Genomic DNA, 26,196 nt, shown 5'->3' on the forward strand with positions numbered 1-26,196 from the left:
TAAGTTGACAGTTCAGGCGTCACGGCAAATTGACATGAATCAAGTCAGGCCGGAAACTCCGGCAGTTTTTCCGCCCCTGCGAAAATCTGCGCGGCGTGGTCCCGCAAATAGATGCGCAACCAGGGCGTGAAATCGGCGGGGGCGTTGCGGATGCGCGCATCGAGCACGGACCGCGTCACCCACTCCACCGCCATGACCTCGTCCGGGTTGGGCACCGGCACCACCCGCTCCGGCATCCGCGCCACGAACACCTCGACCACCTCGTGCTCGATCAGCCCAGCCCCGACATCGGCACGGTATTCCACCTGCCCCCGTGGCTCCAGCGGCAGACCGTGCAGGCCCAGCTCCTCAACCAGCCGCCGCCGCGCGCAGGCCAGCGGTGCCTCGCCCCAGCGCGGATGCGTGCAGCAGGTGTTCGCCCAGAGGCCCGGCGTGTGATACTTGCCCAATGCCCGGCGCTGCACGAGCACCGCGTCGCCGTTGAGCACAAAAACCGACACCGCCTTGTGCCGCAGCCCGCGCTCATGCGCCTCCAGCTTCTCGACGGCCACGAGATCGCCGTCGATCCATGTGGGGATCATCTCGGTCATGTGCGCGCGGGCGACACCAGCCCGCTCAGATGTGCGAGGTTCTTGAGCCCGATCCTGAGATGCGCCAGCGGGCGGGCGCGAACGAGTTTCTTGTTCATGTAGGCCTCGAAGGTCAGCCTTTGGACGTCGATGTCGTGGCACAGCGATACGAACCGCTCGCGCCGCTCGTCCGATCTGTAATACGCATTCTGCATCGAGCCAAGCACGCGGAACACCGTCTTGTGCTCGCGCATGAACAGGCTGCGCGCAAGCCGGAGATCGCGCACGCGGCCCGAGGCGAGGCAGGCGCTCGCCGCCGTGGCGGCCACACGCCCGCCCACCATCGCGTAATAGATGCCCTCGCCGGAACTCGGCGCCACCACCCCCGCCGCATCGCCCGACAGCACCACGTCGCGCCCATTGTCCCAGCGGTCGAGCGGCTTCAGCGGGATCGGCGCGCCCTCGCGGCGGATGGTCGGACAGTCCGCCAGACCGCTCGCCGCGCGCAGATCGGCGGTGGCCTTCTTGAGGTCGACGCCCTTGACCATGCTGCCCATGCCGACGCTCGCCGATTTGCCGTGCGGGAACACCCAGCCGTAGAAATCCGGAGAGATGCGCCCGTCATAGACCACGTCGCATCGGGCGGGATCGTATTCGCCCACCGCGCCGGGGGCCTCAATGATCTCGTGATAGGCGATGACGTAAGGGATGCGGTCGCCCCCCGGCACCTCGTCGCGCGCCACGTTCGAGCGCGCGCCATCCGCCCCGATGACGAGGCGGGTCAGGGCGCGGCGCTCCTCGCCGCTCTCCTTCTCACGCCAGATCACCGCCGTGCCCGTATCATCGCGCTCGATCCGCAGCCAGGTGCCGGTCAGCCGCTCGGCCCCCGCCTTCGCCGCGCGGTCGCGCAGGAACGCGTCGAAATGCTCGCGGTCCACCATCCCGACAAAGCCGTTCTCGATCGGGATATCCACCCGCCGCCCGGTGGGCGAGATCATCCGCGCGGTGGTGATCTTCGCCACAAGTTGATCATCGGGAATGTCGAAATCCGCGATCAGGCGCGGCGGGATCGCCCCGCCGCAGGGTTTGATCCGCCCCGCCCGGTCCAGCAGCGCCACCTTGTGCCCCGACCGCGCGAGATCCTCGGCCGCGATGGCCCCGGACGGCCCGCCCCCGACAACGACGACGTCATACATGGTCATTCTCCCGCAACGAGGGTCGCACCGCGGTCGCGACCGTGATCTATCACCCTGAGCGCGAGCAGCGCCGAGAGCACGAAAAGCCCCGCCTCGAAGGCAAAGACCGCACCAAACGCCGGGGCATCGAGCGTCATCACCTGCCGCATCGCATCGACCGCCGCCGCGCCGACCAGCCCGCCGAACCCGGCGGCGATGGCCTGCGCCGCGCCCCACAGGCCCATCCGCGTGCCCTCGCGCGCGCCGCGCCCCTGCCCGGCCAGCGCCATCATCGCGCCGATTGCGGCCACCGCGAACATGCCGTTGAAAAAGCCCAGCACCACCACCGCCGGGAAAAGCGTCGTGGCCACGCCCGCGCCGCCCAGCATGGTGATGACGCCCAGCGCCGCCGCCGAGCCGAGGCACCCGGCCACCACCCAGTGTCTGAGCGATCCCAGCCGCAGCCCCGTGGCGGCAAGGCCCACGGTCAGCATCCCCAGGAACACGCCACCGTTCTGCGCCCCCGAAAGCTGCGTCGATTGCCCCGGCGTCATGCCGAAGACGAGGCCGGCATAAGGCTCCAGGATCAGTTCCTGCATGAAATAGGCGGTCATCGACAGGAACACGAAAATGGTAAAGTTGCGCGCCTCGGGCTCGGCCCATATCTCGGCCAGCCCCTCGCGGAACGGCATGGGGCGTGCCTCGGGCGCAGGCGTGGCATCGACGCTTGCCTCGATCCCGGCGATGGCCAGCGCCGTCACCACGACCGCGCCCAGCGCCACCACGCCCACGACCCTGAGCAGCAGCGCCGGGGAATAGGGGTCGAGGAACGCGCCCACCGTCGTCGCCGTGATCGCGATCCCCGCGATCATCATCAGCCAGGTGATCGTCGCCGCCGCTGCGCGTCTGCGCGGCGCACACGCGCTCGCCAGCAAGGCCAGCAGCGAGGTGCCCGAGGCCCCCACGCCCACGCCGATCAGGCCGTAGGCCACCACCGACAGCGCCAGCCCCGCGCCGAATCGCGCCTCCATCCACACCACGCCCAGCGCCGCCAGCCAGCCCCCCGCCGCCAGCACCGCCATGCCGCCCACGATCCACCGGGTACGGTTGCCCGAGGTGTCCGACAGAAAGCCCCAGTTGGGCCGCGTGATCTGAATCCCGTAATGCAGCCCCACCAGCAGCCCCGGCAACAGCGCGGGCAGCGCCAGTTCCACCACCATCAGCCGGTTGAGCGTCGAGGTGGTCAGCACCACCACCGCGCCGAGGCACATCTGCACCAGTCCCATGCGAAAGATTTGCAGCCAACCCAGCGTCATCCCGTCCCCCCGAGCGTGCGAATGGCAAAGGCGGCGATCATCATGCCGGTGACATATGCGGTGACGCCCGTGCCGTTATACCAGGGCGCGCGGCCCTTGGGATCGGATAGCAGAATGCGCATCGCCCAGATTTGACCGATGACAAGAACGCCGATGGCGGCGGCATGAACGGGCCGGTCCCAGCCCAGCAGCAGCGCGATCACCCCAAGCTGCGGCAGCGCCATGACCCGGCAGGCCACCCGCGCCGCGCGTTCGGGGCCGAGCGTCACCGGCAGCGAATTCACGCCGGTCTGCCGATCACCCTCCAATGCCTTGAAATCGTTGAGCGTCATGATCCCGTGCGCGCCGATGGCATAGAGCGCGGCAATGATCACGACCGGCCAGGACGGCGCCCCTGCCGCCAGCACCGCCGCACCGGTGAACCACGGCAGCCCCTCATAGCACAGCCCCACCAGCCCCGGCCCCCAGATGCCCGAGCGCTTGAGCCGCACCGGCTCGGCCGAATAGGCCCAGGCGGCTGCGACGCCGAACACGGTGGCACCAAAACCCCAGGGACCCAGCGCCAGGCCCATCGCCAGCGCCAGCGCGCTCATCGCCAGCGCCACCCATAGCCCCCAGCGCCCAGGCACCCGGCCCGAGGGGATCGGGCGGTCGGGCTCGTTGATGGCATCGACATGCCGGTCGCACCAGTCATTCGCCGCCTGACTCATCCCGCAGACCACCGGCCCGGCAAGGACCATGCCCAGCACCACCAGCCATGGGGCAGAGCCGACCGGCACACCCGACGACACCACGCCGCACAAATAGGCCCAGATGGGGGGAAACCACGTCACCGGCTTGAGCAGCGTCAGCAGCGCGCGCGGATCGGGCAGGCGGCGGGAGAAATGTAATTCGGACGAGACACTCATAGTGTCAATTAAACTATACATCCCGAGTCGCTGCAAAGAGTTTCTCGCGCAACGCGGCGCGCGGTCACTCGGAGCTGTTGATCAGCCCGTGCTTGCGCAGCTTCACATAAAGGCTCTGCCGCGACAGGCCCAGCATCTCGGCGGCGGCGACACGGTTGTTGCCGGTCAGGCGCACCGCGGTCTCGATGCACATCTTCTCGACCACGTCAGAGGTGGCCGAGACCAGCTCCTTGAGCGACGCCGTGCCAACGAGGTCCATCACGCTCTGCATCGCCTCGTCATCCACCGCGACCGCCTCGCCGCTGCCCTCGCCGGCATCGCGCAGCGCCACGTCGCGGATGACAAAGCCATAGCCGGTATCGGCCCCGCCCTGCCGCAGCCGCGCGACCGAAATCTCCACGGCGACGCGCGTGCCCACCAGGCTCTTGAGCTGCGCGGCATAGCGCCGGACCCGCCCGCGCCGGGCGGTGCCCTCCATCATCAGCTTGAGGTCCACCGCGCCGCGCACCAGGCAATCGGCCAGCGATTCGCCCCGCAGGTCGCGCAATTGCGGCGCATCGACCAGTTCGAGAAACGCGTCGTTCGCCTCGCGGATCAGCCCCTTGGCGTCGGTCAGCACGATGGCATCGCCCGTCTCGGCATAGAGCGCGGCGAGCGCGCCGGTGAACTCCGGCCCCGCGCCGTCGCTCTCGTCCATCGCCACGACCCGGGCGAGCAGATAGAGCGACCCGGCGGCCCGGAAATAGCCGGGCACCACCTTGAGCACCCGCCCGTTGCGCCGCGACACCACGTCAACGCCGCTCGCCCCGTCATCGGCGGCGGCGCTCTTCAGCGCCTCGGCGAACTCGCCGCGCCTGCGCCCCTCGAACACCTGCGCGAAACTCGTGCCGCGCAGCGTATCCTGCTTGCTGCCCAGAAGCTGCGCGGCGGCGCTGTTGAGATCGCGGATGCCGCCCTGCTCCGGGTCGATCAGCACCAGCGGCGTCTCCGACGCCTCCAGCACCACGCGATAGAAGGTCTCGGCCCCGCGCAGCGCCTGCGCCTCGCGCTCGCGCGCCATCTGCTCGCTCAGCAGGCGCTGCTGCACATCGGCAAAGGGCTGCATGTCGCGCCCGACCAGCAGGATGCCGCCGGTCTCGCCCACCCGGTGGAGCGAATAGCGCACCGGCGCTTCCCAGTTGGCGTTGTCCACATGGTTGATCTCGACAGGCCGCGGATCGAGGCCCGGCTCGTCCCGCAGCCGGGCGACCCGCGCGTCGAACTTGGTGCGGCTCTCATCGGCAAGAAAATCGCTGAACGGCCGCCCGACCCAGTGATCGAGACAGCCCAGCGCGGGGCTCTCGGGATTGGTGGAAATGCCCTCGACGATACCATCGGCGCTCAACAGCACGGCAAGGTCGGCCACCTGCTCGACAAGGCCGGGAATGTCGGCCACGTCCGGAATCCGCCCGGCGCGAAGTCTCTGCGATGTCTGCTCCTGCCTGCTCACGGCTTCGCCACGCTCCTCATCACACTCCGACCGGGCCCGCGCCGCACATCAGCCTTGGCTGCTTTCGCGCACCGTCAAACGCTCCGTCACTGTCGCCAGCCCGCACCGCTCGATGGCCTCGCGCACCGATCTCACGGCATGGTCCGCGCCACAACGGCGCACGGCGGCCACATCCTCGGCCACGATCCGGCCACCGACGATCACCGGCGGAAGCGATCTGACATTAGCCCTTAGGTATTCTATCAATTCCCCGGCCTGTTCAACCGTTTTTCGCGTCGCCAGCGACAGCCCAACCGCCGAAAAGCGGCCCTCGCGCAGCAATTCGACCAGTTCCGGGGTCTCCATGCCGATGGCCATACGCACCCACACCCCGTGACGCCGGAACGTGTCCGCCGCGACGAAAGCGCCGAGCGCGTGCTGCTCGAACTCCGGGATCACCATCAGTATCTCCTCGCCCAGCGGGATGCTGCGGTCCAGCATCGGCAGCCCGCGCGCATCCCCCGCCGCGCGGAACAGCGCCTGAAGCCGCGCCGCGCCGAGCGTCACGTCGACGAAACTCGCAGTGTCCGAAATCCACATCTCGCCCAGCCGCCGCGCCGCCTCGGGCACGTAGTCCTGATAGACCTGCTCGGACGTCACACCGGTCGAGATCAGCGCCGAGATCACCGCCTTGTGGCTCGTGTCCGACTCCGACATCAACGCGGCGCACAGCCGCTCGATCCAGTCTTCGCGCCCCCGCGGCCGACGATTGACGTAATCCGAGGCGATCTTGCGCAGCGCCGATTCCACCAGAAACCGGATCGCGGGGCTCTGCGCCTCGCCGTCATCGGCATCCGTCAGGCCGGAGGTGGAATAGGGTTTCATGCGGCCCTCCCGTCGGGACAGGTGTTGTTTCAGGCACCGGGCTTGAGGCCGATTTCCGGGGTGCTCGATCCCCGAAAGTCTGCGCCCCTCCCGGGATTCTGTCAATCAGAACTGACACACGCGACGCGAGATCTGCCGCAAAACCCTGTAATCGATCCTGTTTCTAGTGCGTAGCGCCGATAAATCGACCCCGCTTTCCCACCAAATGCGCCCATAATTGCGAATGTTCGAGAAAATCAGACGATGACGCGGCCGGCGCCTCGGTAAATGTCTACATTCCAAGACATGCGCTTGCCACGCAATGTGTAAATTATAGTTGACACATTGCTGCGCCTCACCCTAGCATTCCTCCATGCAACCTGGAATGAAAGGGCGCGAGATGAGGCTTGGCACGGCCCGCGATTCCGAGCGGACGGCGCTCTACACCGCAGAGCAGCGCGCCCGCCGCGACGCCACCCGGTGGACGCTGGTGCAGGGCCTGCTCGCGCCCGCGCAGTTCCTCGTCTTTCTGATCTCGCTCGCCCTCGTGATCCGCTTTTTGCTGACCGGCGCGGGCTACGAGGCGGCGACGCTGTCGATCCTGATCAAGACAGGGGTTCTCTGCCTGATCATGATCACCGGCGCGATCTGGGAAAAAATCGTTTTCGATCAATACCTTTTCGCCCCAGCCTTCTTCTGGGAGGACGTCTTCAGCTTTGCCGTGATCGCGCTGCACACCGCCTATGTCTGGGCGCTTTTCAGCGGCAGCCTCGGCCCGGCGCAGGAGATGGGCATCGCACTCGCCGCCTATGCCGCCTACGTGATCAACGCCGGGCAGTTCCTGCTCAAGCTGCGCGCGGCCCGGCTTCAGGCGGAGGTGACGCCATGACCGCCCCCGCAAGCGCCCCGATGACCGGCTGCCTCGACGCCCCGGTGCTGCGCGAACGCGGCCAGCACGAGGTGTTTTGCGGGCTGACGGGAATCATCTGGCTGCACCGCAAGATGCCCGACGCGTTCTTTCTCGTCATCGGCTCGCGCACCTGCGCCCACCTGCTGCAATCGGCGGCCGGCGTGATGATCTTTGCCGAGCCGCGATTCGGCACCGCCATCCTCGAGGAAACCGACCTCGCCGGGCTCGCGGACGCGCAGGAGGAACTGGAACGCGAGGTCGCCCGGCTGATCGGGCGCCGCCCCGATATCCGCCGCCTGTTCCTTGTCGGCTCCTGCCCCTCGGAGGTCATCAAACTCGACCTCGCCCGCGCCGCCGAACGGCTGTCGGCGCGGCACGGGCCATCGGTCAGGGTGCTGAGCTATTCCGGCTCCGGCATCGAGACCACCTTCACCGAAGGTGAGGATGCCTGTCTCGCCGCGATGGTGCCCGAACTCCCCGAAACCGATGCGCCCGACCTCGTCATGGTCGGCGCGCTGCCGGACGTGGTCGAGGACCAGGCGCTCGCGCTGCTCGACGCGATGGGCATCGGCCCGGTCCGCGTGCTGCCCGCGCGCCACGCGGGCGACACGCTGGCCATCGGCCCCAACACCCGCTTTATCCTCACGCAGCCCTTCCTCGGCGCGACCCACGGCGCGCTCACCCGCCGCGGCGCACGGCACATCGCCGCCCCCTTCCCCTTCGGCGAGGCGGGCACCACCGCCTGGCTTCAGGCCATCGCCGACGAATTCGGCGTCCCGCAGGAGCGCTTCGAATCCGTCACCGCCGCGCCGCGCGCCCGCGCGCGCGCTGCGATCGCCCGCGCCGGCGCGCCGCTCGACGGCCGCTCGGTGTTCTTCTTCCCCGACAGCCAATTGGAAATCCCGCTCGCCCGCTTCCTCACCCGCGAATGCGGCATGACCGCGGTCGAGGTGGGGACGCCCTATATCCACAAGGCGCTGGTCGGCCCCGATCTCGGGTTGCTCGCCGAGGGCCCCGCCATCGCCGAGGGCCAGGATGTCGAGAAACAGCTCGACCGCTGCCACGAGGCCCGCCCCGATCTCACGGTCTGCGGCCTCGGCCTCGCCAACCCGCTCGAAGCCGAGGGGCTGACCACCAAATGGGCCATCGAACTGGTCTTCACCCCGGTCCATTTCTACGAACAGGCAGGCGATCTGGCCGCGCTCTTCGCGCGCCCGCTCAACCGCCGCGCCGCGCTGAGACGCGAGGCCGCCGAATGACCGCCCCGCTGTTTCTTCCTGGTCAAAATACTCCGGGGAGCGCGAGGGGCCGGCCCCTCGCATGGCTGCCATGAAGCTCACGCTCTGGACATACGAGGGCCCGCCCCATGTCGGCGCGATGCGCGTGGCCACCGCGATGACCGGGCTGCATTACGTGCTGCACGCGCCGCAGGGCGACACCTATGCCGACCTTCTGTTCACCATGATCGAGCGGCGCGACCACCGCCCGCCGGTCACCTACACCACCTTTCAGGCGCGCGACCTCGGCTCCGACACCGCCCACCTCTTCAAGACCGCCTGCCAGAACGCCTATGACCGGTTCACGCCCGAGGCGATGATCGTCGGTGCCTCCTGCACCGCCGAGCTGATCCAGGACGATCCGGGCGGCATGGCCGAACAGATGGGCCTGCCCTGCCCGGTGATCGCGCTGGAATTGCCCAGTTACCAGCGCAAGGAAAACTTCGGCGCCGACGAGACCTTCTACCAGATCACGAAGGCGCTCGCGAAACCGATGGAGAAAACCGAGCAGCCGAGCGCCAACCTGATCGGCCCCACTGCGCTCGGCTTCCGGCACCGCGACGACATCACCGAGGTGACGCGGCTGCTGGAGGGAATGGGCATCGCCGTCAACGTCTGCGCGCCCTACGGGGCCACACCCTCGGACATCGCCCGGCTGGGCGCGGCGCATGTCAACGTGCTGATGTATCCCGAGACCGGCGAGGCCGCCTGCCGCTGGATGGCGCGCGATCTCGACCTGCCGCATACCCGCACCATCCCCATCGGCGCAGGCGCGACCCGCGATTTCGTGTCCGAACTGGCCGACCTCGCGGGCGTGGCCCCGTATCTCGACGAGAGCCGCTTGCGCCAGCCGTGGTACGCCGCGAGCGTCGACAGCACCTATCTGACGGCCAAGCGCGTGTTCCTCTTCGGCGACGGCACGCATGTCGCCACCGCCGCCCGCATCGCCCGCGACGAGATCGGCTTCGAGGTGGCGGGCCTCGGTTGCTACAACCGCGAGATGGCGCGGCCGATCCGGGCGCTCGCCCGCGATTTCGGCGTCGAGGCGCTCATCACCGACGATTACCTCGAAGTCGAGGCCGCCATCGAGGCGCTGGCCCCCGAAATGATCCTCGGCACGCAGATGGAGCGGATGATCGGCAAGCGTCTGGGCATCCCCTGCGCCGTCATCTCGGCCCCCGTCCACGTTCAGGATTTCCCCGCCCGCTACTCGCCGCAGATGGGGCTCGAAGGCGCGAACGTGATCTTCGACACCTGGGTCCACCCGCTGGTCATGGGGCTGGAAGAGCACCTCCTGCACATGTTTCGCGAGGACCCGGAATTCCACGACGACGCCGGTGCCAGCCATCACGGCGGCGCGCATGTGGCCGATGATGCAGGGGGGCCAGCCCCCCGGCCTGCGGCCTCCCCCCGGAGTATTTCGGCCAAGAAGAACCCGGGCGAGGTGATCTGGCTCAGCGATGCCGAGCGCGAGTTGAAGAAGATCCCGTTCTTCGTGCGCGGCAAGGCGAAGCGCAACACCGAGACCTTCGCCGCCGAGCGCGGGGTGACGCAGATCGACATCGACACGCTTTACGAGGCCAAGGCCCATTATGCTCGTTGACCGCACCATATCCGCGCCCCCCGCCTATCGCGTGGTGATCCTGACGCTGGATGCCCATGCCGCGGGCCCCTGCGCGCGCGCCTCCGAGCGGCTGGCGGCAGAGTTTCCGGGGCTCGAACTGTCGGTCCACGCCGCCGCCGAATGGGGCACCCACCCCGAGGCGCTCGGGGCCGCGCGCGCGGCCATCGCCTCCGCCGACATGGTGATCGCCAACCTGCTGTTCCTCGAGGAACACGTCGCGGCGATCCTGCCCGCGCTTCAGGCGCGGCGCGCCGAGTGCGACGCGATGATCGGGGTGATCGCCGACGCGCAGATCGTGCGGCTGACGCGGATGGGGACGCTCGACATGTCGCGCCCCGACAGCGCGCTCAGCCGCCTGATGAAGCGGCTGCGCGGCGCGGACAAGGGCGGCAAGGACGACGGCGCGCGCAAGATGAAGATGCTGCGCCGTCTGCCGCGCATCCTGCGGCTCATCCCCGGCAAGGCCCAGGACCTGCGGGCGTGGTTCCTGACCATGCAATACTGGCTCGGGGCATCGGACGACAATATCGAGGGCATGGTGCGCTTTCTCATCGGGCGCTATTGCCGTCACGAGGCATGGCGCGGGGGCGGCGCGGCGCTGCCGCTCGATTATCCCGATACCGGGCTATACCACCCCGATCTGCCGGGCCGCATCACCACCGACCCGGCAGCGCTGCCGCGCCGGGGCGGCGAGAATGGCACCGTTGGCCTGCTGATGATGCGCAGCTACGTGCTCTCGGGCGACACCGCGCATTACGACGCCGTCATCCGCGCGCTGGAATCGCGGGGCCTGCGGGTGCTGCCGGCCTTTGCCGGCGGGCTCGACGGGCGGCCCGCGATCGACGGCTTCTTTCGCGGCGAGGGCGGCCCCCGCGTCGATACGCTGCTGTCGCTCACCGGCTTCAGCCTCGTGGGCGGCCCCGCCTACAACGACAGCGCCGCCGCCGTAGAGGTGCTGACATCGCTCGACGTGCCCTATATCGCCGCGCACCCGCTGGAATTCCAGACGCTGGGCGAATGGGCCGGGGCCGCGCAGGGGCTGGGCCCGATCGAGACCACCATGCTCATCGCCCTGCCCGAGATCGACGGCGCCACCGATCCGTGCGTGTTCGGCGGGCGGCACGGGCCGGGCGGCTGCGACGGCTGCGACCGCGGCTGTCATGCCGTCGGCACCGACAAGGTGATGGCCCCCTGCCCAGAGCGCGTCGAGCGGCTGGCGGGCCGGGTGGCAAGACAGGTGGCGCTGCGCCGGTCGACGCGCGCCGCGCGCCGGGTGGGCATCGTGCTCTTCGGCTTTCCGCCCAACGCGGGCGCGGCCGGAACGGCGGCCTGGCTCGACGTGTTCCGCTCGCTGCACAACACGCTGCACGCGATGGCCGCGCGCGGCTATGACCTCACCCCGCCCGACACCGTCGAGGAGCTGCGCACCGCCGTGCTCGAAGGCAGCGCCCGCCAATACGGGCAGGAGGCCAACATCGCCGCCCATGTCCCGGCAGAGGAGATGGTGGCGAACACCCCCTGGCTGGACGAGATCGAGGCGCAATGGGGCCCCGCGCCGGGCCGCGTGCAGTCGGACGGGCGCGGCGTGTTCGTCCTTGGCGCGCAGTTCGGCAACGTGTTCGTCGGGCTGCAACCGGCGTTCGGCTACGAGGGCGACCCGATGCGCCTGCTGTTCGAGCGCGGCTTTGCCCCCACCCATGCCTTCGCGCAGTTCTACCTGTGGCTGCGCCAGAGCTTCCGCGCCGACGTGCTGCTGCATTTCGGGATGCACGGTGCGCTCGAATTCATGCCGGGCAAGCAATCCGGTCCCGGCTCGCGCTGTTGGCCCGACCGCCTCATCGGCGACATACCCAATGTCTATCTCTACGCCGCCAACAACCCCTCCGAGGCGAGCCTCGCCAAGCGCCGCACAGGCGCGGTGACGGTGACGCACCTGACGCCGCCGCTGTCGTCGGCGGGGCTCTACCGTGGCCTCGCCGACCTGCGCGACAGCCTCACCCGCTGGCGCGCCGCGCCCCCCGACGCGCCCGACCGCACCGACCTGGCCGCGCTCATCGCCGAGCAGGCAGCGGCGGTCGATCTCGACGGTGACGACCCCGACAGCCTGTGGCGCACCCTGCAGGAGACCGAGGAGGCGCTGATTCCCGAGGGGCTGCACGTTGTGGGCGAGGTGCCGGGCGCCGAGACGCGCCGCGGCTATGTCGAGTTGATGACCGATGCCGATGATGCCACCCGCGCCCGCGCCGAGCGGCTGCTGGCCCGCGATCACGAGACCCCCGCGCTGCTGCACGCGCTCGACGGCGGCTTTACCCCGCCGGTGCCGGGCGGCGACCTGATCCGCTCGCCCGACATCCTGCCCACCGGGCGCAATATCCACGCCTTCGATCCGTTCCGCATGCCCAGCACCCACGCCTGCCGCGAGGGCGCGGCGCAGGCCGCCCGCCTGCTCGAACGGCACGCCCGCCTGCCGCGCAGCGTGGCGCTGGTGCTGTGGGGGTCGGACAACATCAAGTCCGACGGCGCGCCCATCGCGCAGGCGCTGGCGCTGATGGGGGCGACGCCGCGCTTTGACAATTTCGGGCGTCTGGCGGGGGCCGACCTCATCCCGCTGGAAACGCTCGGCCGCCCGCGCATCGACGTGCTGATGACGCTCTCGGGCATCTTCCGCGACCTGCTGCCGCTCCAAACCCGGCTGCTGGCCGAGGCCGCGTGGAAGGCCGCCACCGCCGACGAGGACCCCGAACAGAACTTCATCCGTGCCCACGCGCTGGCCTATGCCGAACGGCTGGGCTGCGACATGCAGACCGCATCGCTGCGCGTCTTCTCCAACGCCGAGGGCACCTATGGCGCGAACGTCAACCAGATGGTGGACAGCTCCGCCTTCGGCGACGAGGACGAGCTGGCCGACGCCTATGAGGCGCGCAAGAGCTTTGCCTACGGCGTCGATGGCCAGGCGGTGCAGAACATGCCGCTGCTGGGGCAGGCCCTGCGCGACGTGGACCTCGCCTACCAGAACCTCGAATCGGTCGAGCTGGGCGTAACCACGGTGGACCACTATTTCGACACGCTGGGCGGCATCGGTCGCGCGGTCAAGCGCGCGCGCGGCGGGCGGGAGGCGGCGATCTACATCTCCGACACCACCCGCGGCACCGGCAAGATCCGCACCCTGGCCGAACAGGTCTCGCTCGAGACGCGGTCGCGGCAGCTCAACCCGAAATTCCACGAGGGGCTGCTCAGGCACGGGGCCGAAGGCGTGCGCCAGATCGAGAGCACGCTGACCAACACGCTGGGCTGGTCGGCCACCACCGGGCAGGTCGAGCCGTGGATCTATCAGCGCATGTCCGAGACCTTCGTGCTCGACGAGGAGATGCGCGCGCGCATGGCCGCGCTCAACCCGGCGGCCTCGTCGCGCATGGCCAACCGCCTGATCGAGGCGCACGAGCGGTCCTACTGGCAGCCCGACGCCGAGACGCTGGCGGCGCTGCACGCCGCCGCCGACGCGCTCGAGGACCGCATGGAGGGGGTGGCCGCCGAATGACACATCCCCGCACCACCGAGCCCCGCATCACAAAGCCGCGCCCGGGCGACGGGCCCACCACCCACAAGGGGAGGACGACGACATGAGCCCACTGGATATCAAACAGCCGCCATCGGCCCGCGCCAACATGCGCGAGGCCGCCGGTCTCGAGGCGCGCCGCAAGGTCGAGACGCCGCCGGTGCTCCGCGGGCAGGACGGCGAGGGATCGGTGCAGGTCCACCAGGACGCCTCGCTCAAGATCGAGGGGGCCAAGGTGTTCTCGGTCTACGGCAAGGGCGGGATCGGCAAATCGACCACCTCGTCCAACATCTCCGCCGCCTTCGCGCAGATGGGCAAGCGGGTCTTGCAGATCGGCTGCGACCCCAAGCATGACAGCACCTTTACCCTGACGGGGCGGCTGCAACCGACGGTGATCGACATCCTCAAGGAGGTGGATTTCCACGCCGAGGAGCTGCGTCCCGAGGATTTCGTGACGACAGGCTGGGGCGGCGTCCACTGCGTCGAGGCCGGCGGCCCGCCCGCGGGCACCGGCTGCGGCGGCTATGTCGTCGGGCAGACGGTCAAGCTCCTGAAGCAGCACCACATGCTCGAAGAAACCGACGTGGTGATCTTCGACGTTCTGGGCGACGTGGTCTGCGGCGGCTTTGCCGCGCCGCTGCAACATGCCGACCGCGCGATGATCGTCACCGCCAACGATTTCGACAGCATCTACGCCATGAACCGCATCATCGCCGCGGTGCAGGCGAAATCGGCCAATTACAAGGTCCGCCTCGCGGGCTGCGTGGCCAACCGCTCCAAGGATACCAACGAGGTGGACCGCTACTGCAAGGCGGTGGGCTTCAACCGCATCGCCCACATGCCCGATTACGACGCGATCCGCCGCTCCCGGCTCAAGAAGAAGACGCTGTTCGAGATGCCCGACGAGGACGACATCGTCGCCGCCCGCGCCGAATACATCCGGCTGGCCGAGACGCTGTGGCGCGGCACCGATCCGCTCGCCCCCGCGCCGCTCGAGGATCGCGAGATTTTCGAGATGCTGGGATTCGACTGATGAGCTACGAGGCCACACGCGCCCGGGTCGAGACCTATTTCGACCGCACCGCCACGCAGGTCTGGGCGCGGCTCACCTCGGACGCGCCGGTGAGCCGGATACGCCAGACCGTGCGCGAGGGCCGCGACGCCATGCGCGCGCGGATGCTGGCGCGCCTGCCCGCCGATCTGAGCGGCGCCCGCGTGCTCGACGCGGGCTGCGGCGCGGGGCAGATGACGGCGGAGCTCGCGGCGCGCGGGGCCGAGGTGGTGGCCTGCGATATCTCGCCCGCACTTGTCGATATTGCGCGTGAACGCCTACCTTACCCACAAATGTCCCGCGTTACCTTTCACGCGGGCGATATGCTCGACCCTGCCCTGGGGTGCTTCGATCATGTCGTCGCGATGGACAGCCTGATCTATTACGGCGAGGCCGATCTCGCCCGCGCGCTGGATGGTCTGGCCGCGCGCGCCGCGTGCGGCGTGGTATTCACCGTCGCCCCGCGCACGCCGCTCTTGATGGCGATGTGGCGGATGGGGCGGCTCTTTCCCCGCGCCGATCGCTCGCCCGTGATGGTGCCGCATTCCGCCCGCCGCCTTGCCGCCGCCCTGCGCGACGCGGGCAGCGCGGCGCGGCTCGCGCCCTTGGGCCGCGTGGCGCGCGGCTTCTACATCTCCGAGGCGATGGAGCTGCGGCAATGATCGGACAGGCATGGAAACGCACCAACGCGCAACTGATGACGCTGACCACCCGCTGGCTGCCCTTCGCCGACGCGGCGAGCGAAGGCCTGCCGCTGGGGCAGCTTCTGCGCCTGTCACTGTTCCAGGTCTCGGTCGGCATGGCCACGGTCATGCTGCTGGGCACGCTCAACCGCGTGATGATCGTGGAATTGTCCGTTCCGGCGGTGATCGTCGCGGTGATGATCGCCCTGCCCGTCCTGATCGCGCCGTTCCGCGCGCTGCTGGGCTTTCGGTCCGACACCTACCGCTCCGCGCTGGGGTGGAAGCGTATTCCCTATCTCTGGTTCGGCTCTCTGTGGCAGATGGGCGGCCTCGCGGTCATGCCCTTCGCGCTTCTGGTCCTGTCGGGACAACAGGCCGTCGGCCCCGCCTGGGCGGGCGAGGTGCTGGCGGCGCTCGCCTTCCTGATGACCGGCCTCGGGCTGCACATGACCCAGACCGCGGGCCTCGCCCTCGCCTCCGACCGCGCCACCGACGAGACGCGGCCCCGCGTGGTGGCGCTGCTCTACGTGATGTTCCTGCTGGGCATGGCCGTGTCGGCCATCGTGATCGGCTGGCTGTTGCGCGATTTCGCGCCGTTCACGCTGGTGCGCGTGGTGCAGGGCGCGGCCTCGGTGGGGATCGTCCTCAACCTGATCGCGCTCTGGAAACAGGAAAAGCTCACCCCCATGAGCCGTGCCGAGCGCGCCGCCCCGCGCCCGCAGTTCCGAGAGGCATGGGCCGACCTGATGGCGGGCGGCACGGCGGGGCGGCTGCTGGCGGTGGTGTTCCTCGGCACGCTCGCCTTCAACATGCAGGACGTGCTGCTGGAGCCCTATGGCGGCGAGGTGCTGGGCCTGTCGGTCTCGGCCACCACGCTGCTGACGGCGATCTGGGCGGCGGGGGCCTTGCTGGGTTTCGCGCTGGCAGGCCGCGCCCTGCTGCGCGGCGCCAACACCTACCGCATGGCGGGCACCGGCCTGCTGGTCGGGGTCGCGGCCTTCGCCACGGTGATCTTCGCGGCCCCGATGCAGGCGCCGGTGCTGTTCTTCTGCGGGGCGGCGCTCATCGGCTTTGGCGCGGGGCTTTTCGCGGTCGCGACGCTCACCGCCGCGATGACGCTGGCGGGCGGCGGCGCGGGCAACGGGCTGGCGCTGGGGGCCTGGGGCGCGGCACAGGCCACCGCCGCGGGGCTCGCCATTGCCATCGGCGGCGGCCTGCGCGATGTCGTCAATCACCTTGCCCTGTCGGGCGCGTGGGGCGAGGCGCTGGCCACCCCGGCAACCGGCTATTCCACCGTCTATCATCTGGAGATCGCGCTGATCTTCGTCACCTTCGTCGTCCTCGGGCCGCTCGTGCGCCACGGTGCCCGGGGCGGCAGCACGCATCCGGGACAGGGCCGCATCGGGCTGGCCGATTTCCCGACATGACCCGCCCCCGCTCGAAAGGAATCTGACATGACCGAGCCATTCTTTGGAAACTTCGACCTCGCAAGCCTGTCGTTGTGGCTGTTCTACGGCTTCTTCGCGCTGCTGATCTTCTACATCCAGCGCGAGAACATGCGCGAGGGCTATCCGCTCGAGGATGACGACGGCAACCCGTCGGCCAATCAGGGCCTGTTCCCGGTGCCCGACGACAAGACGTTCCGGCTGCCGCATGGCCGCGGCGAGGTGACCGTGCCCTCGGGTCAGCACCCCGACCGCAGCGACCTCGCGCTGCGCAAGACCGCCGGGGCCAATGGCTTCCCGTTCGAGCCCACCGGCGACCCGATGGCCGACGGCGTCGGCCCCGCCTCATGGGCCCCGCGCCGCGACGTGCCCGAACTCGACGGCCACGGCCACCCCAAGATCGTGCCGATGGCGGCGACCGATCACTTTCACGTCGCCGCCGGGCGCGACCCGCGCGGGATGCCGGTGGTGGCGGGCGACGGCGAGACCGTCGGCACCATCTCCGACATGTGGATCGACGAGCCGGAACAGCTTGTCCGCTACCTCGAGATCACGCTCGACGAGGCGCATGGCGGCGGCAAGCGGCTGGTGCCGATGACCTTTGCGCGCATATGGGGCGGCAAGGTCAAGGTGCGCTCGATCTTTGGCAAGCACTTCGCCGGTGTGCCGCAGAACGCCTCGCCGCGGCAGGTGACGCTGCTCGAGGAGGACAAGATCGCCGGTTACTACGGCGGCGGCACGCTCTACGCGAGCGAGGCGCGGCTCGAACCGCAACTGGGATGAGGGCAAAGCCATGAGCCACGACGATTTCGCAACCGAGCCGGTGCGCGGCCTGCCCGAAACCCCGCCCGAGGGCGAGCGCATCCTGTGGCAGGGCCGCCCGCACGGGTTCTGGCTGAGCTGGGACGCGCTGAGCCTGCCATGGGTCGCGGGCTATTTCGCGGCGCTGGCGCTCTGGCGCTTCGCCACCGCGATCGACCAGGTGCCCCCTATGCAGGCGGTGGCGATGTCGCTGCCCTTCGTGATCATGGGCGCGGCGGTGATCGCGATGCTGCTGGTGGTGGGCTACGTGCAGGCGCGCGCCACCGTCTACACCATCACCAACCGCCGTGTGGCGATGCGCATCGGTGCCGCGCTCACCGTCACGCTCAACCTGCCCTACACGCAGATCGCCAATGCCGATCTGCGGCGCGGTCGCGGCGGCACCGGCACCATCTCGCTCGATCTGATGGGCGATACGCGGCTGAGCTATCTGGTGTGCTGGCCGCATGTGCGCCCCTGGGTGATGCGCCGCACACAGCCCGCGCTGCGCGCCATCCCCGATGCCGACCGGATCGCGCAATTGCTGGCCGAGGCGGCGGAGGCCCGCGTCTCGACCCCGCGGATCGCGCGCGTGGCCCCCGCCCCCGCCATGGCCGCCGAATAAGGAGACCACCCGATGACCGACACCGCCGCCCCCCGCTACAAGGCCCCGCCCGACCGCGACCTCGTGCCGCGCGCCATGGTGCGCGCCATGGCGGCGCTGGTGCTGACCGTGCTGGCGCTGGTGAGCTACCATGTCCACACCGGCCGCCCGGTGATCGCCACGCCGCCCGAGGCGGAGATCACCCTCGAACGCACCGTCTTTCTCAAGGGCGAGATGAGCGGCGCGGCCACCGTGCTCGACGCGGGCGGCACGCTGATCGGGCACCTTTCGCCCGAGGAGGGCGGCTTCATCGCCGGCGTGGGCCGCGTGCTCGACCGCGAGCGCACCAAGCACGGCGTGCCGCTCTCCGGCCCCGTCACGATCATCGGGCGCGCCGACGGGCGCGTCTCCATCCATGACCCCTCGACCGGCTGGCGTGCCGACCTCATGGGCTTCGGCCAGGACAACGCGCGCGATTTCGTCCGGCTGCTCACCCCTGACCCGAAAGGACCACGCCAATGGGACTTCTGACACGCGAGGTGGAACACGCCCCCTGCACCGTCGAGATAAGCCACTGCTTCGAAAGCCTGCACGCGCATGTGCGCTTCAACAACGGGGCCACGGTCTGGCCCGGCGACGAGGTCAAGGTGCACGGCCCCGAGATCATGGCCCCCTTTGGCGAGGTGGTGCGCGAGGACCGCGACGCCACCATCATCCGCGCCAGCCGCCTGGAACGGCTCTGGACCCGGATGACCGGCGATCTCGAGGTCATGGAACTGTGCGAATTCTCATTCTCCGAGGAGGTGACGCTATGAACATGCAGGCATCCCAAGTGCGCGCCTCGGGCGCGACCCATACCGCCGACGCCACGACCGCCGAGGAAGGCATTGCCATCCAGCAGGAACAGGCGAAATTCGACTCCACGGCCGCCACCGAGGCGGCGATGCAGAACACGCTGCTGACCCCGCGCTTCTACACCACCGATTTCGACGAGCTGGACGCCATCGACGTGACCCCGGTGCGCGCCGATTGGGACGCGCTCATCGCCGAGATGGAGGCCGACCCCAACAAGGGCCATTTCAAGAAGAACGAGGACTGGGATCATGTCGACTGGGACGGGATGGACCCGGCGCTCAGGAAGGAATTCATCGACTTCCTGATCTCGTCGTGTACCGCCGAGTTTTCCGGCTGCGTGCTCTACAAGGAGATGAAGCGGCGCGGGGCGAACCGCGACATCACCCGGCTCTTCCAGCTCATGGCGCGCGACGAGGCGCGGCACGCGGGCTTCATCAACGACGCGCTGCGCGAGGCGGGGGTGGCGGTGAATCTGGGCTTTCTCACGCAGAAGAAGAAATATACCTATTTCCGGCCCAAATTCATCTACTACGCCACCTATCTGTCGGAAAAGATCGGCTACGCCCGCTACATCACCATCTTCCGCCACCTTGAGGCGCACCCCGAGCACCGCTTCCACCCGATTTTCAAGTGGTTCCACGAGTGGTGCAACGACGAGTTCCGCCACGGCGAGGCGTTCGCCCTCTTGATGAAGACCGACCCGAAACTGACCTCGGGGCGCAACGTCTGGTGGATCAAGTTCTTCCTCACCGCGGTCTACGCCACCATGCATGTGCGCGACCACCAGCGCCCGGCGTTTCACGCGGCGCTCGGCGTCGATCCGGACTGGTACGGCCACGAGGTGTTCACCAAGACCTCGGAACTGACCAAACAGATCTTCCCGATCACCCTCGACATCGAGAATCCGCGCTGGGCGGCCGGCCTCAGGCGGTTGCAAAAGGCCAATGCCGACCTGGCAGCGGCCAAGGCGGAAACGGGCCTCGGTGCCCGGCTCCGCAGCCTCGGCGCGCAGGCGCGCGCGGCGTCGGCCTTTGTCGGGCTCTACACGATCCCCGCCAGGAAACACGCGGTGCCCGCCAGCACCCGGCTTGAACCGGCTTACTAAACACGTGGGGGGCCAGCCCCCCACACCCCCCGGAATATTTCCGGCAAGATGAAGGAACAGACGTGCATAGCCCCTGGATCGCAGCCCTGATGGCGCTTTTTCTCTGGTGGTTCGCCACCGGGGCGATCCTGATTGTCGTGCGGCTCTGCGAGCGGCGCGGCGCGGGGGCGGGACGGCGGGCGACCGTGCTGGCGCTGCCGGTGCTGGCGGTCGGCATCTGGGGGTATGAGGCCAGCCTCGGCACGACCGGGCCGGGGGCGGCGCATGCCGCGTTCCTGTCGGTGCTGGCAATCTGGGGCTGGATCGAGCTGAGCTTTCTCACCGGCGCGATCACCGGCCCCAACACCCGCCCCTGCCCGCCGCATGTGGCCGAATGGCAGCGCTTTCTCCGCGCCTGGGGCACGGTGGCCTATCACGAGATGCTGCTCGCTTGCGTGCTGGTCGCGGTCTGGGTCCATGGTGCCGGGGCCGCCAACACCGTCGGGCTGTGGACCTTCACCATGCTCTACGGCGCACGGGTGACGGCCAAGCTCAACCTCTATATCGGCGTGCCGCGCATCAATACCGAGTTCATCCCGCGCGCGCTGGCGCATATGGGCAGCCATTTCCGCATCGCGCCCGCGGGCTGGTTCTTCTGCCTCAGCATCACCGCGCTCAGCCTCGCCGTGGCCTGCTGGCTCGAACGGTTCTACACAGCCGCACAGCCGGGCGAGGCGGTGGGCTTTGCGCTGCTCGCGGCGATCACCGCGCTGGCGCTGCTGGAACACTGGCTGATGGTGCTGCCATTGCCGGACGCGAAACTCTGGCGCTGGATGCTGCCCGCGCCCAAACCATCACAAGAGACGACAAGACCGGAGGGACATCATGGATTTTGACGCCATGTTCGAGGCGCAGCTCGACAGCCTGCGCGAAGAGGGAAACTACCGCGTATTCGCCGAGCTGGAGCGGCGCTGCGGCGCGTTTCCCAAGGCGCGCAGCCATGACGACGACGCCCCCGACGAGGTGACGGTGTGGTGCTCCAACGATTACCTCGGCATGGGCCAGCACCCGGTGGTGCGCGAGGCGATGAAGACGGCGGTGGACCAGTGCGGCACCGGCGCGGGCGGCACGCGCAACATCTCGGGCACCAATTGCCACCATATCGCGCTGGAGCGCGAATTGTCGGACCTGCACGGCAAGGAGGACGCGCTCCTGTTCACCTCCGGCTATGTCTCGAACTGGGCCGCGCTCTCCACCCTGGGCAGTCGGCTGCCCGACGCGGTGATCCTCAGCGACGAGGCCAATCACGCCAGCATGATCGAGGGCATTCGTCACAGCCGCGCGCAAAAGGTGATCTGGCGGCACAACGACGCGGCCGATCTCGACCGCAAGCTCGCCGCCCTGCCCGCCAACACCCCCAAGATCGTGGCCTTCGAGAGCGTCTACTCGATGGATGGCGACATCTGCCCGATGGACGAGATCGTCGAGGTGGCCGAGAGGCACGGCGCCATGACCTATCTCGACGAGGTGCACGCCGTGGGGCTTTATGGCCCGCGCGGCGGCGGCGTGTCAGAGGCGCGCGGGCTCGCCGACCGGATCACGCTGATCGAAGGCACGCTGGGCAAGGCGTATGGCTGCATGGGCGGCTATGTCACCGGCTCCGCGAGCCTGTGCGATTTCATCCGCTCCTTCGCCTCCGGCTTCATCTTCACCACCGCGCTGCCGCCCGCCGTGGCCGCCGCCGCCACCGCCAGCATCCGCCACCTCAAGCAATCGGACACCGAGCGGCAGGCGCAGCGCGCGCAGGTCGCGCGGCTGCGCGCCCGGCTCGACGCCCAAGGCATCCCGCACCTGATGAACGACAGCCACATCATCCCGGTGATGATCAAGGACCCGGTCAAGTGCCGCGTGCTCGCCGATATCCTGATGCGCGATCACGGCATCTACGTGCAGCCGATCAACTATCCCACCGTGCCCAAGGGGACAGAGCGGCTGCGCTTTACCCCCGGGCCGCTGCATGGCGACGCGGATATCGACCATCTCGTCGCCGCGCTCGCCGCCCTGTGGAAACAATGCGCCCTGGCGCACGCGGTCGCCTGACGGCCCGCGCGCACAAGGCACCGCGACACCCTGTCCCGGTGCCTTGATCCGCCAGCCTCGACGCTAGCTCCCGAGATATCCGAAAACCCGGTCGGGCCGCATGGGCGGGCCGGCCTTCAACAGGAGCCTGTCGCATGAAAATGACACGACGCACGACCATGAGCCTCATGGGCGCCACCGTCGCAACGGTGCTGATGCCCGCGACCGCCGCGCGCGCCACCGGCACCGTGCACGAGGTGCAGATGCTCAACAAGCATCCCGACAGCAACGAGCGGATGGTGTTCCATCCCGATATCGTCGAGGCGCAGCCCGGCGACACGATCCGCTTCGTCGCCGCCGACCCGGCGCACAACTCGGTGAGCTACGACGACATGCTGCCCGAGGGGGCAGAGGGCTGGAAGACCCGCATGAGCCAGGACGCCGAGGTGGTGGTCGGGGCCGAGGGTGCCTATGGCTATTACTGCCAGCCGCACAAGGCGCTCGGCATGGTCGGGCTGATCCTCGTGGGCGACGCCTCGGGCAATTACGCACGCCTCAAGGAGGCCAGGCTGCGCGCTCCGCGCGAGAAGCAGCGTTGGGAGGATATCTTCGCCCGCGCCGACGAGATCGTGGGCGGCACCGCCTGAGCGGCACGTTTGTGAGGGTCGGGGGCCGGTCCGGATGCGGGCCGGCCCATTTCGTGAGGTTGGAGCAAGAATGGCCTGGAGGGGTCGTTCAGCACAGCGCTTGAGGAGCCGCGCATTGGTGCCAGGACCCGAACGGCAACAACAGGCCGAATATTGCCCCCTCACACCCCCCGCAGCGGCACGACGCGCGCCCCTCCGGGCACAGCGACCCGCCGGATCGCATCCGCGATATCGCCCGCCGTCATGCCCGCCGCCTCGTACATCTGCGCCGGGCTCGCCTGTTCGATGATGCGGTCGGGCAGACAGATATTGCGGATCGCAAGCCCCCGGTCGAACGCGCCGCGCCGGGCAAGCTCATGCATCACGATGGACCCGAAACCACCCATGGCCCCCTGCTCCACGGTGATCAGCGCGCGGTGATGCCGCACAAGCTGCATCAACAGATCGGTATCGAGCGGCTTGGCGAACCGTGCATCCGCCACCGTCACCGAAATCCCCTCCTCGACCAGCATGTCGGCCGCGACCCGACACTCGAAGAGATGCGCGCCGAAACTCAGGATCGCCACGTCCGATCCTTCCTCGATCACCCGGCCCTTGCCGATCTCCATCACCCTGCCCCGCTCGGGCAATTCCGCCCCGGTCCCCGCCCCGCGCGGATAGCGAAAGGCAATCGGCCCCGCGTCATGCGCCGCCGCCGTGGCCACCATATGCACCAGGTCCGCCTCGTCCGAGGCCGCCATCACCGTCATCCCCGGCAGGTTGCCCAGATAGCCGATATCGAACGCCCCCGCATGGGTCGCGCCATCCGCCCCCACCAGCCCGGCGCGATCAATCGCGAACCGCACCGGCAGGCCCTGCAAGGCCACGTCATGCACCACCTGATCATAGGCGCGTTGCAGGAACGTGGAATAGATCGCGCAAAACGGCCGCAGCCCGCTCGCCGCCATCCCGGCGGCAAAGGTCACCGCATGTTGCTCAGCTATGCCGACATCAAACACCCGCCCCGGAAACCGCTCCGCCATCTTCGACACGCCGGTGCCATCCGGCATCGCCGCCGTCACCGCGACCACACGCTCGTCGCGCGCCGCCTCATCGCTCAGGGCCTGCCCGAAAACCGACGTATAGGACGGCGCACCGCCCGAGGATTTCGCCTGCGCCCCGGTCATGGGGTCGAATTTCGATACACCGTGCCCCTTGTCGGCAGCATCCTCGGCGGGGGCATAGCCCTTGCCCTTGACCGTGCAGCAATGAATGAGCACCGGCCCCGTCGCCCGCGTCCGCGCGGCGCGCAGAACGGCCAGCAATTGCCCCATGTCATGCCCATCAATCGGGCCGACATACTGAAACCCCAATTCCTCGAAGAGCGTGCCGGACCCGGTCAACCCCGTCACCAACTGCCGCGCCCGGCGCGCGCCGTCGCGCATCGGCGCAGGCAATGCGGCCTCGAACCCTTCGGCCAATGACGCCACACGCGCCAACGGTTCGCTGGCATACATCCGGCTCAGATAGGACGACATCGCGCCCACCGGCGGCGCGATGCTCATCTCGTTGTCATTCAGGATCACGAACAGCCGCCGCCCCTCGGCACCCGCGTTGTTCAGCGCCTCATAGGCGAGCCCTGCGCTGATCGCCCCGTCGCCGATCACGGCGATGGCATCGCCCGTCGCCTGCCCCATGTCGCGCCCCACGGCGAATCCCAACGCGGCGCTGATCGAGGTTGAGCTATGCGCAGCCCCGAACGGATCATGCTGGCTCTCTGACCGCTTGGTGAACCCGCTCAACCCGTCCTTCTGCCGCAGCGTGCGGATACGGTCGCGCCGCCCGGTCAGGATCTTGTGCGGATAGCATTGATGGCCCACGTCCCAAACGAGCTTGTCCATCGGCGTGTTGAAGACCGCGTGAATCGCCACGCTCAACTCCACCACCCCGAGGCTCGATCCCAGATGCCCGCCGGTTTCCGACACCACCGAAATCACCTCGGCGCGCAACTCGTCTGCCAGCAGGGCCAGGGTGTCATCCGGCATCTGTCGCAGGTCCGAAGGCCCGGCGATCCGGTCCAGAAGCGGTGTCTTGGGTATATCCTGTGTCATCATGGCCCCCTCCCCGGTGGCGCGACCGCCACCCGCGCGAGGGCGGCGCAAACTCTGCGGCGGGGGCGCGATCATCCGCGCCCCCGCGCTTGGATCAGTTGCCGTAATCCGGCTCACCACTCACGGTGGCAAGCTCCGGCCAGTCCTTGATCACGTTGGTGCCCTGCAACGGCTGCTGATAGCCCTTGTGGCAGGTCTTGCAGGCGGCCTTGGGTGCATCTCCATGGACCGGGCCCAGCCGCTCCTCGGGCAACAGCCCCCCAAGCGGTACCAGATAGGTGTTGTTGAGCTCCAGCACCATCTGGATGCCGAGGCTCTCGGTGGCCCATTGCGGCGTCACCTGCCCGCCATCGTAGAAGGCGCGGCTGTTGTGACAGAACACACAGTTCACCCCCAGCGAATTGCTGACATAGTTCATCAGCGAGTAGGTCCGCTCGGCCTGCTGAATGCCCGGATAGCCATCCTCGCCCGGCACGCCCGCCACGCGGGCATCGAGATCGTGCACGGCAATCACCTCGCCATCGAGCAGGTATTTCTCCAGCGCGTCCGACGGCAGCGAGGTGTATTGCGACTGCATCGTCACCCGGTTCTGATTGGCCGACCAGCCTTCGGCGCTCTCGTTCACCGGGCTGATCCGGTACCAGATATCCGACGGCACCGGCTCTCCGCGGTGGCAGGTGTAACACGTCACACCGACCTCCTTGTTGGCCATGACATGACCGGCCCAGTTCTCGTTGAGATTCCGGGTCATGCCGATCATCACGTGGCCGACGCTGGTCTGATAGCTCGCCGGATCGTCGAAGAGATCGGGGATGCCGGTCCATTCCCGCATCGCCGCCAGCAGCCGGTCGTAATTCTCGACCGTCAACCCCTCCAGCCCCGGCGGCACGTTCTCACGCGCATCTCCGGCGGTCTCCTCACCGCCCTGCGGCACCACCGGCGCGGAGGTCGAGGCGAGAAACGCCTCGATCCCCGGATCCGGCTTGGCCAGATCGGTCTTGAACTCGGGGCGCGACATGCCGGTGCCGCGTGGACCCGTTTGCAGACTGTCCGTCTGATAGGGCGCACCAAAGGCGATCAGCATGGTCGCGGTAAAGACCGCCCCCCCGACCACGCCGATGGCGATGGCCGGGCCATAGATGTCCTTGGGGTTCTCGCGGTTCCACTTGTCAAACCATTTCGGAAACATG

The 26,196-nt window shown here is 68.6% G+C and carries 23 protein-coding genes; 15 read left to right on the forward strand and 8 right to left on the reverse strand.

Annotation, left to right across the window (positions count from 1 at the left end):
- Nucleotides 1-44: 44 nt before the first annotated feature.
- From idi to ACFFU4_RS16495, 6 genes are all read right to left on the reverse strand, one after another.
- On the reverse strand, nucleotides 45-590 hold the full coding sequence (gene idi / locus ACFFU4_RS16470; RefSeq protein WP_377070942.1) for an isopentenyl-diphosphate Delta-isomerase: 546 nt from the start codon (nucleotides 588-590) through the stop codon (nucleotides 45-47).
- Complete coding sequence (locus tag ACFFU4_RS16475) at nucleotides 587-1,765, reverse strand: geranylgeranyl diphosphate reductase (protein ID WP_377070943.1); 1,179 nt, start codon at nucleotides 1,763-1,765, stop codon at nucleotides 587-589. Before ACFFU4_RS16475 ends, idi begins: the two co-directional genes overlap by 4 nt.
- A 2-nt stretch (nucleotides 1,766-1,767) precedes the next feature.
- Nucleotides 1,768-3,060: a BCD family MFS transporter gene (locus ACFFU4_RS16480; protein WP_377070944.1), complete on the reverse strand. Its 1,293-nt coding sequence runs from the start codon at nucleotides 3,058-3,060 to the stop codon at nucleotides 1,768-1,770.
- A complete protein-coding gene (gene chlG / locus ACFFU4_RS16485; RefSeq protein ID WP_377070945.1) occupies nucleotides 3,057-3,968 on the reverse strand; it encodes a chlorophyll synthase ChlG in 912 nt (303 codons plus the stop codon). The genes ACFFU4_RS16480 and chlG overlap by 4 nt, the downstream gene beginning before the upstream one ends.
- 64 nt (nucleotides 3,969-4,032) lie before the next feature.
- The gene (ppsR, locus tag ACFFU4_RS16490) at nucleotides 4,033-5,403 is read right to left on the reverse strand and encodes a transcriptional regulator PpsR (protein WP_377070946.1); all 1,371 of its coding nucleotides are present in this window, start codon (nucleotides 5,401-5,403) and stop codon (nucleotides 4,033-4,035) included.
- Nucleotides 5,404-5,505: 102 nt separating this feature from the next.
- Nucleotides 5,506-6,321, reverse strand: coding sequence for a cobalamin B12-binding domain-containing protein (locus ACFFU4_RS16495; protein WP_377070947.1), 816 nt, complete (start codon nucleotides 6,319-6,321; stop codon nucleotides 5,506-5,508).
- 364 nt (nucleotides 6,322-6,685) lie between these two features.
- On the opposite strand from ACFFU4_RS16495, the gene bchF reads away from it, so the two are divergent.
- The 15 genes from bchF (at nucleotide 6,686) to ACFFU4_RS16570 (ending at nucleotide 22,916) form a co-directional block, all read left to right on the forward strand.
- Complete coding sequence (gene bchF, locus ACFFU4_RS16500) at nucleotides 6,686-7,189, forward strand: 2-vinyl bacteriochlorophyllide hydratase (protein ID WP_377070948.1); 504 nt, start codon at nucleotides 6,686-6,688, stop codon at nucleotides 7,187-7,189.
- Entirely contained in the window at nucleotides 7,186-8,469 is a 1,284-nt protein-coding gene (locus ACFFU4_RS16505) for a ferredoxin:protochlorophyllide reductase (ATP-dependent) subunit N (RefSeq protein WP_377070949.1), read from the forward strand. Before bchF ends, ACFFU4_RS16505 begins: the two co-directional genes overlap by 4 nt.
- A gap of 70 nt (nucleotides 8,470-8,539) precedes the next feature.
- Nucleotides 8,540-10,090: a ferredoxin:protochlorophyllide reductase (ATP-dependent) subunit B gene (gene bchB, locus ACFFU4_RS16510; RefSeq protein WP_377070996.1), complete on the forward strand. Its 1,551-nt coding sequence runs from the start codon at nucleotides 8,540-8,542 to the stop codon at nucleotides 10,088-10,090.
- Nucleotides 10,080-13,649, forward strand: a complete 3,570-nt coding sequence (locus ACFFU4_RS16515; protein WP_377070950.1) for a magnesium chelatase subunit H — start codon at nucleotides 10,080-10,082, stop codon at nucleotides 13,647-13,649. Before bchB ends, ACFFU4_RS16515 begins: the two co-directional genes overlap by 11 nt.
- 127 nt (nucleotides 13,650-13,776) lie before the next feature.
- The gene (bchL, locus tag ACFFU4_RS16520) at nucleotides 13,777-14,700 is read left to right on the forward strand and encodes a ferredoxin:protochlorophyllide reductase (ATP-dependent) iron-sulfur ATP-binding protein (RefSeq protein WP_377070997.1); all 924 of its coding nucleotides are present in this window, start codon (nucleotides 13,777-13,779) and stop codon (nucleotides 14,698-14,700) included.
- Nucleotides 14,700-15,380 carry a magnesium protoporphyrin IX methyltransferase gene (gene bchM / locus ACFFU4_RS16525; protein ID WP_377070951.1) on the forward strand — a complete coding sequence of 227 codons (681 nt, stop codon included), beginning with the start codon at nucleotides 14,700-14,702 and terminating at the stop codon, nucleotides 15,378-15,380. Before bchL ends, bchM begins: the two co-directional genes overlap by 1 nt.
- Nucleotides 15,377-16,828 (forward strand): PucC family protein, encoded by a 1,452-nt coding sequence (locus ACFFU4_RS16530; protein WP_377070952.1) that lies wholly within the window; start codon nucleotides 15,377-15,379, stop codon nucleotides 16,826-16,828. The genes bchM and ACFFU4_RS16530 overlap by 4 nt, the downstream gene beginning before the upstream one ends.
- 27 nt (nucleotides 16,829-16,855) lie before the next feature.
- Complete coding sequence (gene puhA / locus ACFFU4_RS16535; RefSeq protein WP_377070953.1) at nucleotides 16,856-17,629, forward strand: photosynthetic reaction center subunit H; 774 nt, start codon at nucleotides 16,856-16,858, stop codon at nucleotides 17,627-17,629.
- Nucleotides 17,630-17,639: 10 nt separating this feature from the next.
- On the forward strand, nucleotides 17,640-18,272 hold the full coding sequence (puhB, locus tag ACFFU4_RS16540) for a photosynthetic complex putative assembly protein PuhB (RefSeq protein ID WP_377070954.1): 633 nt from the start codon (nucleotides 17,640-17,642) through the stop codon (nucleotides 18,270-18,272).
- A gap of 12 nt (nucleotides 18,273-18,284) precedes the next feature.
- Nucleotides 18,285-18,782, forward strand: a complete 498-nt coding sequence (gene puhC, locus ACFFU4_RS16545; protein ID WP_377070955.1) for a photosynthetic complex assembly protein PuhC — start codon at nucleotides 18,285-18,287, stop codon at nucleotides 18,780-18,782.
- Nucleotides 18,770-19,066 carry an O2-dependent cyclase accessory protein gene (locus ACFFU4_RS16550; protein ID WP_377070956.1) on the forward strand — a complete coding sequence of 99 codons (297 nt, stop codon included), beginning with the start codon at nucleotides 18,770-18,772 and terminating at the stop codon, nucleotides 19,064-19,066. Before puhC ends, ACFFU4_RS16550 begins: the two co-directional genes overlap by 13 nt.
- On the forward strand, nucleotides 19,063-20,211 hold the full coding sequence (gene acsF / locus ACFFU4_RS16555) for a magnesium-protoporphyrin IX monomethyl ester (oxidative) cyclase (RefSeq protein ID WP_377070957.1): 1,149 nt from the start codon (nucleotides 19,063-19,065) through the stop codon (nucleotides 20,209-20,211). The genes ACFFU4_RS16550 and acsF overlap by 4 nt, the downstream gene beginning before the upstream one ends.
- 62 nt (nucleotides 20,212-20,273) lie before the next feature.
- The gene (gene puhE / locus ACFFU4_RS16560; RefSeq protein ID WP_377070958.1) at nucleotides 20,274-21,086 is read left to right on the forward strand and encodes a putative photosynthetic complex assembly protein PuhE; all 813 of its coding nucleotides are present in this window, start codon (nucleotides 20,274-20,276) and stop codon (nucleotides 21,084-21,086) included.
- Complete coding sequence (hemA, locus tag ACFFU4_RS16565) at nucleotides 21,076-22,290, forward strand: 5-aminolevulinate synthase (RefSeq protein ID WP_377070960.1); 1,215 nt, start codon at nucleotides 21,076-21,078, stop codon at nucleotides 22,288-22,290. The genes puhE and hemA overlap by 11 nt, the downstream gene beginning before the upstream one ends.
- Nucleotides 22,291-22,448: 158 nt before the next feature.
- A complete protein-coding gene (locus ACFFU4_RS16570) occupies nucleotides 22,449-22,916 on the forward strand; it encodes a plastocyanin/azurin family copper-binding protein (protein WP_377070961.1) in 468 nt (155 codons plus the stop codon).
- 161 nt (nucleotides 22,917-23,077) lie between these two features.
- Here the strand turns inward: ACFFU4_RS16570 and dxs are convergent, their stop codons facing one another.
- Together dxs and pufC are read right to left on the reverse strand one after the other, a co-directional pair.
- Nucleotides 23,078-25,006 (reverse strand): 1-deoxy-D-xylulose-5-phosphate synthase, encoded by a 1,929-nt coding sequence (dxs, locus tag ACFFU4_RS16575; protein ID WP_377070962.1) that lies wholly within the window; start codon nucleotides 25,004-25,006, stop codon nucleotides 23,078-23,080.
- Nucleotides 25,007-25,100: 94 nt separating this feature from the next.
- Nucleotides 25,101-26,195, reverse strand: coding sequence for a photosynthetic reaction center cytochrome PufC (gene pufC, locus ACFFU4_RS16580; RefSeq protein ID WP_377070963.1), 1,095 nt, complete (start codon nucleotides 26,193-26,195; stop codon nucleotides 25,101-25,103).
- Between the last annotated feature and the right edge of the window lies 1 nt (nucleotide 26,196).

The organism is Roseovarius ramblicola (genome assembly GCF_042430665.1).
Taxonomy (GTDB): Bacteria; Pseudomonadota; Alphaproteobacteria; order Rhodobacterales; family Rhodobacteraceae; genus Roseovarius; species Roseovarius ramblicola.

Coding starts and splice junctions, on each gene's coding strand:
- chlG (WP_377070945.1), bottom strand. CDS start 3,968: ATGAGTGTCTCGTCCGAATTACATTTCTCCCGCCGCCTGCCCGATCCG.
- puhB (WP_377070954.1), top strand. CDS start 17,640: ATGAGCCACGACGATTTCGCAACCGAGCCGGTGCGCGGCCTGCCCGAA.
- puhC (WP_377070955.1), top strand. CDS start 18,285: ATGACCGACACCGCCGCCCCCCGCTACAAGGCCCCGCCCGACCGCGAC.
- acsF (WP_377070957.1), top strand. CDS start 19,063: ATGAACATGCAGGCATCCCAAGTGCGCGCCTCGGGCGCGACCCATACC.
- ACFFU4_RS16570 (WP_377070961.1), top strand. CDS start 22,449: ATGAGCCTCATGGGCGCCACCGTCGCAACGGTGCTGATGCCCGCGACC.
- bchF (WP_377070948.1), top strand. CDS start 6,686: ATGAAAGGGCGCGAGATGAGGCTTGGCACGGCCCGCGATTCCGAGCGG.
- pufC (WP_377070963.1), bottom strand. CDS start 26,195: ATGTTTCCGAAATGGTTTGACAAGTGGAACCGCGAGAACCCCAAGGAC.
- ACFFU4_RS16505 (WP_377070949.1), top strand. CDS start 7,186: ATGACCGCCCCCGCAAGCGCCCCGATGACCGGCTGCCTCGACGCCCCG.
- ACFFU4_RS16515 (WP_377070950.1), top strand. CDS start 10,080: ATGCTCGTTGACCGCACCATATCCGCGCCCCCCGCCTATCGCGTGGTG.
- dxs (WP_377070962.1), bottom strand. CDS start 25,006: ATGACACAGGATATACCCAAGACACCGCTTCTGGACCGGATCGCCGGG.
- ACFFU4_RS16475 (WP_377070943.1), bottom strand. CDS start 1,765: ATGTATGACGTCGTCGTTGTCGGGGGCGGGCCGTCCGGGGCCATCGCG.
- ACFFU4_RS16530 (WP_377070952.1), top strand. CDS start 15,377: ATGATCGGACAGGCATGGAAACGCACCAACGCGCAACTGATGACGCTG.
- ACFFU4_RS16550 (WP_377070956.1), top strand. CDS start 18,770: ATGGGACTTCTGACACGCGAGGTGGAACACGCCCCCTGCACCGTCGAG.
- idi (WP_377070942.1), bottom strand. CDS start 590: ATGACCGAGATGATCCCCACATGGATCGACGGCGATCTCGTGGCCGTC.
- bchL (WP_377070997.1), top strand. CDS start 13,777: ATGCGCGAGGCCGCCGGTCTCGAGGCGCGCCGCAAGGTCGAGACGCCG.
- ACFFU4_RS16480 (WP_377070944.1), bottom strand. CDS start 3,060: ATGACGCTGGGTTGGCTGCAAATCTTTCGCATGGGACTGGTGCAGATG.
- ACFFU4_RS16495 (WP_377070947.1), bottom strand. CDS start 6,321: ATGAAACCCTATTCCACCTCCGGCCTGACGGATGCCGATGACGGCGAG.
- hemA (WP_377070960.1), top strand. CDS start 21,076: ATGGATTTTGACGCCATGTTCGAGGCGCAGCTCGACAGCCTGCGCGAA.
- puhA (WP_377070953.1), top strand. CDS start 16,856: ATGACCGAGCCATTCTTTGGAAACTTCGACCTCGCAAGCCTGTCGTTG.
- bchB (WP_377070996.1), top strand. CDS start 8,540: ATGAAGCTCACGCTCTGGACATACGAGGGCCCGCCCCATGTCGGCGCG.
- bchM (WP_377070951.1), top strand. CDS start 14,700: ATGAGCTACGAGGCCACACGCGCCCGGGTCGAGACCTATTTCGACCGC.